Below are 7,448 nucleotides of genomic sequence, written 5' to 3'. Positions count from 1 at the left end.
GCATTCGTCACCCTCGCCGCCGCCCTGACCTGCCACAAGCGCTACCTCAAACTCACCACCTGAGACACGCTCTTAGCTGTGTGGTCGCTGTTGGGGTAGACGCCGGGCGATGAGTCGTCGGAGTTGCCGGGCGGCGGTGGCGCGGCGTTTGGATGCGTTGCTTGGGGACAGGTTCAGATCGGCGGCGACTTGGCCGAGGGGTTCGCCATCGAGGTAGGTACGCCGCAGGAGTTCGGCGCTGGTGGGGTCGATCCGGTCGGCGGGTGGCATCTGTGCGGACTGGGCGACGAATTCTTGTAGGCGGGCGATGACGGCCTCCGTGCCTCGCCGGTCGGGTCCGTTGTGGTGCTTGGCGTGGTGGGCGCTGAGTTCGTCGTCGCCGCCCACGGGCATCTCTCGGGGTTCTTCCTCGCGGAGGCGCGCGATGCGGGCTTGGTGCTCGGCTGCGGTTTCGTCGGGGCGGCGGGTGCGCTGTTTGCGGCGGTGTGCGGTGCGTCCGCTGGCTTGGTCGTACGCGCCGCCAAGCAGCCGGGAGTAGACGTTGGGCCGGGCGATGTCCAGCCGCCACCGCGTGTGGCCGGCCGCGGTGGTCACGGTGGCTTGCATCCGGTCGAGGAAGGCGTGAATCAGCCGGTACTGAGCTTGTATGACGCGGTTGGCGGGGTCGTCGGGCATGGCGAGGCGGGCGGAGCGGGACAGGAGTCCACCGGCGGCGACGCCGAGGGCGTAGAGGTTCCAGTCCTCGCGGTTGTCGGGGTCGTCGCGGACCTGGCCGACGATGTGCCGCCATACCTGGTCTTTGATCTCGTGGGTGGCGTCGTCGGCGAGCAGGCGGCGCAGCACCTGATCGGCGGGCGCGGGGCGGGGATCGTTGCTGCCGGTGATCCATCCCTTCGGCACGCCGACGCGGCACAGTGCGATGGCGGCGGAGAGGACTTGGCTGGTGGGCAGGGCCTTGTGTTTGAGCAGCGCAGCTACCGGGTCGGGTGGCTCGTCGGTGCCGGTGGCCGGTGGGCGGCGAAACGTGAGCTGGCCGGGCACGGCGATGCCGTGGGGGTGCCTGGTGGGCACTCGGTGTTCGGGCACGGGTTCGTGTCCTCCCAACGTCGCCTCGGGCTGGGTGGGACACGCCGGGCCGCCTGTCGGCGGTGATAAGCCGGGTCGACGCTGACCCTTCGTGCGGTCCCCGGCGTGCTGCGGACGCCGCCGGGAGTCGCACAAGCGTACGAGAGATCCGCGTGTGGGTGCCACGGCGTTGTGTGGCCCCCGCTGCGAGCGCCCGTTGTCGCTCGGCTCCACAACCGACAGCCGGACCGGCCCCCCATGCCGGCCTGACCGTGATCTCTTGAGAGTACGCGCGGGCCAGAAAAAATCTTCGAGTTGCACCGACGAAGTTTTTGATCTTGGAATATTCGGACCTCGAACGGTCCCCTTCAGTTGGTAGAAGGACCCTTACTCACGATGCGACGCCCCGGGGAGGGGGTGGAGATCATGGATCCCGGATCGGCGGTGGCGTTGTGCCTGCTGGTGCGGTGTTCACGGTGTTCAGCGTCGGCGTTCGGGGGCAAGCCGGCTTGCCGGCGCGGCAGCACCTCAGAGTCCGGCCGTGGATCGACCGCACGGGCGTCGTCGGTGCTTTCGATGTTGTGGCCTGCGGTTTCGGCTGGTGTTGGCTGGATCGGTGAGGTCCGGTCGCGGTTCGGGCGTGTCGGCTGGCGTCCTGGTCGCGGCGATGCTCCGGGTGCGCGCCCATCTCGCTGCCGGGTGTGGTCGCGGTCTGTTCGTGCCATCGTCCATCGTGGTCGGTGGCGGGGTGGCGTGTGCCCGTGCTCCGGGGGTCCGGCGTGAGGCTCTGACGCCTGGCGTTGGTGCTGGTCGTCTCCGGTGTCGTGTGCGCTCTGTTTCCTTCTGGGGCGGGGCGGGGGACCGGCCGCTAGGCCGCAGCCCCCGACCCCGCCCACCGCTCCTTCCCTCTGTCGCGGGATCGGCCATGCCGATCCCGTTTCTTGACCAAGTAGGGAAACTCGTACGCACCTTCGCCCCTCCGGGGTGCTGACCGCGCTCGCTTCGCCCCTGGCGTTCTGGCCGTGATCGTTGGTCGCCCGGTGCGCTGGGTCTGCGCCGGTTCCCGTGCTGCCGTCTGCTCGTGGCCGTTCGGCTGCGAGTTGTCGCGGCGTCTGCTCGCCCGGCTCGCGTCGGCTGGCCTTGTCCGCCCGGTCCTCGGTCGCCGGCATGGGTCGCCTCGTCTCGGGCTCGGTCCCGTCGTGCTCGTCGTCCTGGTCCTGGGCGGCACTGTCGCCGCCGTCTGTCCTTTATGGAGGTTCGCTGTGTCATGTCATGCCGGCCGCGCCGTCGCGTGGCCGTTCTCGTCGTGCCTCGTGTCGGTGGTGCGGAGTCGTGGCCCGCCCCGGGCTGCCCGGCTCCGTGCTGTCCCTGTCCCGACGACCGCATCACCTGTGAGCACCACCTGTACGGCACCACCTGTAGAGCACTACCTCATCCAACCTTTGGAGTTTGTTGTGAACAGCATCCCTGTTGATCTTTCTCGTCTGACCGGCCTGCTGTGCGTGGCTGCGCCGGAACCCAAGACCGATCTTGACGGCGAGCAGCGCAAGGACCGCGACGGTAACCACCTGTGGGTGACCGGGCTCGCGGTGCGCCGCGCCGGTACCCGCAAGGCATCGGTGATTGACGTGCAGACCTCCGCCCAGCCGGAAGGCGTCACGGAGGGCAGCCCGGTCGGCGTGACTGAGCTGGACGTGTCGCTGTGGGAGATCGAGGGTCGGCACGGCTTGTCCTACCGTGCGGCGTCGATCTACCCGGTCCGTCCCCGTACCGACAACCGCGCGGGCTCGTCGTCTGCTGCGGTACCGGGTCCGCCTCAGCGGGAGCGCGGCGGCGGTAAGGCCACCGGCTCATGATCGCCGCAGAGGTGATGTCGCCGGCATCGGCCCCGCCGCCTACGCCGTCACCGTCGATGACTCCCGGGTTCCCCGGCTTCGCGCCGGAGTTCCCGGGGGTCACCCTGGAACGGATCCAGTCATGGCTACCCACCATTGTCACCGCCGCTGTGGTCCTGGGTGCCGTTATCGTCGCGCTGGTCGTGGTGTCGCGGTTGCTGCGCCGGCTGGCACCCCGCGTGCACTGGTACCTGTTCGGGTTTCCGCTGCTGCGCACGAGGATGCGCCGGTCCTGGCGGCACCTGTGCCTCAACGCGGATTTGACCGGCACCGACCGGCCCACCACCGAGCAACTCGGGCCGTTGCTCGTGAGGGGTCGGCCGATCATGCCGGTCCTGCCGTTGCTGCGGCGTATCCGACCCCGCTCCTTCGGGGCGACGGCGGTGATCGTGCTGCACCCGGGGCAGGTCCCGGAGCCGTTCGTCAACGCGGCGGAGGCGATGGCGCACGCCTGGGGTGTGCACGCGGTGCGGGTCGACGCGCGACGACGCGGCCGGGTCCGGTTGACCATCCTCACCGCCGATCCCCTTACCGCGAAGCGGACGGAAGCGGCGACCTGGGCGACCGGGCCGCCACTGAAGGAGGCCGCGATGACCTCCCGCCCCTCGGAGGCCATCGAACCGCTTGCCTCGGCGGTTGCGGTGCCGGCGGACCTGGCGGCCGATGTGGGGCAGCGGGAGGACGGGCAGCGGTGGGTGGTCGACCTGGTGACCTTTCCGCACTGGCTGATCACCGGGGCCACGCAGTCGGGCAAGTCCACGCTGATCAATGCCGCCGTAGCGCGGTGGGCGGCGCGGCCGGTGGCGCTGGTCGGGATCGACTGCAAGGGCGGCATGGAGCTGGCTCCACACGCACCCCGGCTGTCTGCTCTGGCCACCGACCGGGCGGAAGCGGCGGACATCCTGGCCGCACTCGTCGCGGAGACACAGCGGCGGATGGGCCTGTGCCGCCAGCACGGGGCGCGCAACATCTGGCAGCTTCCGCCCGATGCGCGGCCGGTGCCGGTGGTCGTGATCGTCGACGAGTTGGCCGAGCTGTACTTGGTCGCCTCCCGGGCGGACAAGGATGAAGCGCTGCGGGCCACGACGAACCTGTTGCGGCTGGCGCAGCTCGGCGCGGCCCTGGGCGTGCACGTGATCGTGGCCGGGCAGCGGGTCGGTTCCGACTTCGGCCCTGGCGTGACCGCGCTGCGTGCCCAGCTCGCTGGTCGGATCTGCCTGCGGGTCAACGACGAGGAAACCGTGAAGATGACTCTCGGTGACCTCTACCCGGACGCGGTGGACGCCGCCCAGCAGATCGACCCGGCGGTAAAGGGCATCGCGGTCACCACCGCCGACGAAGCCGGCTGGATCCGCGCCCGCTCGGTCTACCTGTCGCCGGAGGAACTGGCGGCGGTCATTGCGGCCACGGCACACCTGGCGCCGCGACTGCCGGGGCTAACCCCACCGGATGCGTGAAAGGAGAGCCGGGACTGACCGAGCCTAGAAATTGATCTCGTCGTCGTTGTCTGGTGCTGGAACCCAATACGGTTCTTGCTCTGTGGGGATAACGAGGGCCGCTGCCGGACGCGACCGCGCCCACCTCAGAACCTCGTCGCGGGTGCCTTCGATTTCCTCTATGCCGGCCGTGTGGCCTCCTGGCAGGGGGTCTACCCACTTCGCGGCCCACACAATGCGTCGTTCTAGGCTGCGGCCCTTGTGGAGGTAGACGGTGCCATGTCCGGGGCGGGGAGAAGGCGTGACCTGTTCGGGTGCGATTTCTTCGTCGCGCATATCGGCAGGCAGGTAGAAGGCTTCCGTGCGGCGGCGAGACTGCTCCATGAGCGGATGCTACCCGACTCTTTCAGATCCGGGAGGCAATGCGGATCGAGCGCCGCGTGATCAATTGCCGATCACGCGGCGCTCGACCGTCAGAGGTTACTCAGACAGTTTTCGCTCGGTGCGTCAGGACGGGCTCCACCCGGAGCCGTACCAGGCGCTACCCATCTGCGGCGGGTTGTCGAGGTTGTAGGCACCGGCGGAGTTGCGGTGGAACTTTGGGCTCTTGATGAAGGTGTACCAGCGGCCGGGGTACGAGCTGGACGGGTCTGTCCAGTCGAACTGGTGAGCCACCCCGGCGTGAGCCACGGTGCCCTCGTACGCGCTGTAGCCGCCCGAGCCGAAGCAGTTCACCAGCGCCGAGGCTCCATAGGGGCCGCCGCTCCACGTCCGGTACGACGCGCCACCGCTGACCGGGTAGCCCTCGGGGTGGGCGCTACTGAAGTACAGCCGCTCGCCGGAGGCCCGGACCTGCTTGGTGCCGCGCGTTGACTCGAACTGGAACGGCTTTGAGGTGGAGCTGCCTCCGCTGAACTTCACCTCGATGAAGAACTCGGTGCTGCCCAGGGTGGTGCCGTTGTAGCCGTAGACGCCATCGCCGCTGAACTCGGCCCAGTAGTTCGCGACGTAGTACCAGCAGCCCAACGCCGAGCAGGTTCCCGCGTTGGCCCGCACCTTCGACGTGTCCGGGCACATCCACGCACCCTTGCGTGCGCTTACCGGGCTGGAGCACTGGTCGGCCCCGGTTGTGGTCGTGGTTTCCGTGTATGCCTTCGTAGTAGCGGCAGGGCTGGAGTCTGCGACTGCGGGGGCGGCGCTCGCAGCGAGTCCGCCGACGATCACCAGTATTGCGGTGAGTAGCAGCCTTACGAATCGATTGACCATCGCCTCTTCTTCCGTGTGGGCGTCCGGCGGTTGCTGTTCGGCTATTCGCCGTCCACCGTGATTTCGGGGGATGGGGCATGCGGAATCCGGGGCCCTGAATCGACAGACGCTCACATGCCTGCCGGAACGCTATGGCCATCGTGGCTGGGCATGCAAGGACATCGATTGTCGGAGTTGGACTCCGACATTGTTAAGCAAGAAATAGACCTGAGATTTCTGGACGGGGATTCCCATGCGCGAAAATAACTCAAGTCGCGACTTTCAACGATTGACCTTCACCGACCGCGAGATCCTGTCCACGGCCACGCACCCCGACTTCCGGGCCTGGCTGGCGCGTGTCCGGCACATCGGCGGTTGCCAACATCCCGTGCACCTGGTCGGCCACACGATGACCGTGGACGCCGCCACCGGCCGCCTGGTGCACGCGTTCACGTCGGCGGAGCAGCCGCACGGGCGGCTCACCATCGCCTGCGGCAACCGCCGCCAGTCCCGCTGCGAACCGTGCGCCCGGCTGCACCAGGGCGACACGTACCAACTTGTTGTGTCGGGGCTCGCCGGCGGCAAGGGCGTCCCCGACACTGTGCGCAGGCATCCGCGTGTGTTCGTGACGTTCACCGCGCCGAGCTTCGGCCCGGTCCACCGGCACACCACCGACGAGCCCTGCCGGCCGTCACGCGGTCGTCGGGGCCTCGTCTGCGGTCACGGCCGGCCGTTGTGGTGCCTCGACCGGCACCCGAGCGGCGACGCGCTCACCGGCTCCCCACTGTGCCCGGAGTGCTACGACTACCCGGCCGCGGTGCTGTGGAACGCCCACACCCGCGACCTGTGGCAACGGCTGCACCGCAACCTCTACGAGGGCATCGCCACCACGCGCGGCATTTCCCGCACCGCCGCCCGCAACACGGTCCGCGTCGCCTACGCCAAGGTCGCGGAGTACCAGCGGCGCGGTTCGGTGCACTTCCACGCCGTCATGCGCTTCGACGGCCCCACCCCCGACACCCCAACCCCGGCATGGGCAACCCTGCCGCTGCTGGTGCAGACCATCCGCACCGCGACGCGCCGGGTGCACCTGGCCGTGCCCGGCCTCGACACCATCTTGCGGTTCGGGGCGCAGCTCGACATCCGGCCCATCCTGCCCGGTCGCGGCGGCGACGACGACTTGACCGAGCGGGCCGTGGCCTCCTACATCGCCAAGTACGTCACCAAGCCTGATGTCGCCGGCATCACCGTGGACCGGCCCATCCGCCACGCCATCAGCATCTCGGTGCTTCCCGTCACCGAGCACGCCCGCACCCTCATCCGCATCTGCTGGACCCTCGGCAGGCGACCCGAGTACAAGGCGCTGAACCTGCGGCGGTGGGCACACCAACTCGGCTACCGAGGCCACATCGCCAGCAAAAGCCGCGCCTACTCCACCACCTACACCGCGCTACGCGCCGCCCGCGAACAACACCGCCGCGACCAGCACCAGGAGGACACCCACGACGACACCCCCGACGCCATCACCGACAAACACTGGACCTACGCCGGAACCGGCCACACCGCCGGACAAGCCATGTTCGCCGACGCCATCGCAGACGACCTCCAGGCCGCCCGCGATGCCGCTCAGGACGTACGTGCGGGCGGTGACCGCGATGGGCCGTGAAACCGCACCCGCCCGCGCAAGTCGCCACCCTCGGGCTCTCCCAGGCGGCCAGACGGGCGGACGGACTCGACGCCACAACGCCGAGTACGTACGCAAGCTGCTTGACGGGTGGCCCCCGTTGACAGAGGAACAACGCTCGGC

General features: G+C 69.0%; 6 protein-coding genes. 3 read left to right on the top strand and 3 right to left on the bottom strand.

What is annotated here, in order from left to right:
- Nucleotides 1–72 precede the first annotated feature (72 nt).
- Nucleotides 73–1,086 carry a hypothetical protein gene (locus tag ACLQ2T_RS25875; protein WP_425768953.1) on the bottom strand — a complete coding sequence of 338 codons (1,014 nt, stop codon included), beginning with the start codon at nucleotides 1,084–1,086 and terminating at the stop codon, nucleotides 73–75.
- Nucleotides 1,087–2,456: 1,370 nt separating this feature from the next.
- On the opposite strand from ACLQ2T_RS25875, the gene ACLQ2T_RS25870 reads away from it, so the two are divergent.
- Both ACLQ2T_RS25870 and ACLQ2T_RS25865 read left to right on the top strand, forming a co-directional pair.
- The gene (locus ACLQ2T_RS25870) at nucleotides 2,457–2,921 is read left to right on the top strand and encodes a hypothetical protein (RefSeq protein WP_203220502.1); all 465 of its coding nucleotides are present in this window, start codon (nucleotides 2,457–2,459) and stop codon (nucleotides 2,919–2,921) included.
- Nucleotides 2,922–2,977: 56 nt separating this feature from the next.
- Entirely contained in the window at nucleotides 2,978–4,417 is a 1,440-nt protein-coding gene (locus tag ACLQ2T_RS25865; RefSeq protein WP_204293283.1) for an FtsK/SpoIIIE domain-containing protein, read from the top strand.
- A 24-nt stretch (nucleotides 4,418–4,441) separates the two neighbouring features.
- Here the strand turns inward: ACLQ2T_RS25865 and ACLQ2T_RS25860 are convergent, their stop codons facing one another.
- Entirely contained in the window at nucleotides 4,442–4,780 is a 339-nt protein-coding gene (locus ACLQ2T_RS25860) for a hypothetical protein (RefSeq protein WP_203220500.1), read from the bottom strand.
- 123 nt (nucleotides 4,781–4,903) lie between these two features.
- Nucleotides 4,904–5,473, bottom strand: coding sequence for a hypothetical protein (locus ACLQ2T_RS25855; protein ID WP_203220499.1), 570 nt, complete (start codon nucleotides 5,471–5,473; stop codon nucleotides 4,904–4,906).
- Between the two features lie 457 nt (nucleotides 5,474–5,930).
- Here ACLQ2T_RS25855 and ACLQ2T_RS25850 point away from each other — a divergent pair, with 457 nt between their 5' ends.
- Nucleotides 5,931–7,307 carry a replication initiator gene (locus ACLQ2T_RS25850; protein ID WP_204291263.1) on the top strand — a complete coding sequence of 459 codons (1,377 nt, stop codon included), beginning with the start codon at nucleotides 5,931–5,933 and terminating at the stop codon, nucleotides 7,305–7,307.
- Nucleotides 7,308–7,448 lie beyond the last annotated feature (141 nt).

The organism is Micromonospora sp. DT229 (assembly GCF_049844505.1).
In the GTDB taxonomy this organism is placed as follows: Bacteria; Actinomycetota; Actinomycetes; order Mycobacteriales; family Micromonosporaceae; genus Micromonospora.
Note: the sequence above shows the minus strand (reverse complement) of the source record. Positions and strands in the feature narration are given on the sequence as shown.

Bases quoted from the DNA above. Each gene is read 5' to 3' on its own strand.
- ACLQ2T_RS25865 (WP_204293283.1), top strand. From the start codon at position 2,978: ATGACTCCCGGGTTCCCCGGCTTCGCGCCGGAGTTCCCGGGGGTCACC.
- ACLQ2T_RS25860 (WP_203220500.1), bottom strand. From the start codon at position 4,780: ATGGAGCAGTCTCGCCGCCGCACGGAAGCCTTCTACCTGCCTGCCGAT.
- ACLQ2T_RS25855 (WP_203220499.1), bottom strand. From the start codon at position 5,473: ATGTGCCCGGACACGTCGAAGGTGCGGGCCAACGCGGGAACCTGCTCG.